Here is a 1,439-nt window from a genome sequence, read left to right on the forward strand (position 1 = left end):
TCTTGCCTCTTGCCTCTTGCCTCTTGCCTCTTGCCTCTTGCCTCTTGCCTCTTGCCTCTTGCCTCTTGCCTCTTGCCTCTTGCCTCTTGCCTCTTGCCTCTTGCCTCTTGCCTCTTGCCTCTTGCCTTAAAAGGATAAGCTTTGTCAGTCACCCAAATAATAATTTCTATATAATATCCTCCAAAAGCTGCTCACTTTCTGACAGCCCAATAAACCCTTCTTGTTGTGCTTGTTTAGCTTTGATAGCTATAAGTTCCTCTTCTAATTCTAATAACCTTTCAAATTCTTCTATAGAAATAACAACAGCAACCTTACGTCCTTTTTTAGTAATTTGTATTGGCTCTCTTCGAGCTAAATCCAACAGTTCACCAAAACGGTTTTTTGCATCAGATGCTCCAAGGATTTTCATAACTTTTTAGGTAAAAATACTAGACATAAAGTCTAAAATAGCTATTTTAGCTAAAATAGTCAATAGCAGCCTGTGATGTAGGGTGGGCAGTGGTTCCCTTCGAGATGGTCAGCCTTTTAATTGGTATAAAGCACTGCCCACCTGCCTCAGATTGATTAGTTTCGGTGGATAATGATTGAAGTTACGGCAAGCGCTGTTATCTTTGTGAACAAAGTATTCCCGAAAAGTATGACGATTGAAGCCAATTTAACTAATTTGAACGAAAGTCTTGATAAGTCAAGGGAACAAGTTCACCTCAAACAAGACGAAACATTTCAATGGACAAAGCAGTGGTATCCAGTAGCTGTTGTTGAATTCCTTGCGCCATCTCGTCCTCACAAAATACAGTTACTGGGTAAAGAGCTAGTGTTATGGCGGGATGGGTCTGGTAAATGGCGTTGTTTTGAAGATTTTTGTCCCCATCGATTAGCTCCTCTTTCTGAAGGGCGTGTGGAGTCTGATGGAACCTTATTGTGTGCTTATCACGCTTGGCGTTTTGATGCTCAAGGAAATTGTGTTAGTATTCCTCAATCCCAAGACCAGGAGACTGAACTTAAAAACTGCTCGAATCCTAAATCCTGTGCTGTTGCCTATCCAACTCAGGAAAATCAAGGTTTACTCTGGGTATGGCCAGAATCGGGAACCAAGGCTCAACAGGAAAGTCAGTTGAGAAAACCCCGTTTAATTCCCGAACTAGAATCAGATTCCGATCGAGTAGTCAAGCTATTTTGGAATATCCGCGACTTGCCCTATGGCTGGGACTTTTTCATGGAAAATGTTGCTGATCCCGCTCACGTACCGGTTTCCCATCACGGTATTATGGGTAGTCGCTATGAAGATGCCAAGTATTATGATATGCCTGGTCTTAGGGAAATATCCACTCAAGAAGGATTTTCCTTTGCTATTAACCCCACCGTTGAAAAGGTAGCCGAAGCAATTCATGACTTTCAACCTCCCTGTCATATGAGAATTGTTACTAACTATAACGATG

General features: G+C 42.0%; 2 protein-coding genes. One reads left to right on the forward strand and one right to left on the reverse strand.

The window, feature by feature from the left end; genetic code table 11:
* Positions 1-166 precede the first annotated feature (166 nt).
* Entirely contained in the window at positions 167-409 is a 243-nt protein-coding gene (locus tag F6K53_RS42290; protein ID WP_075897156.1) for a type II toxin-antitoxin system prevent-host-death family antitoxin, read from the reverse strand.
* 171 nt (positions 410-580) lie between these two features.
* On the opposite strand from F6K53_RS42290, the gene F6K53_RS42295 reads away from it, so the two are divergent.
* Positions 581-1,439, forward strand: an 859-nt coding sequence (locus F6K53_RS42295) for a Rieske 2Fe-2S domain-containing protein (RefSeq protein WP_293086497.1), incomplete at its 3' end; no start/stop codon positions are given.

It is taken from the genome of Moorena sp. SIO4A1, assembly GCF_010672065.1.
GTDB lineage: Bacteria > Cyanobacteriota > Cyanobacteriia > Cyanobacteriales > Coleofasciculaceae > Moorena.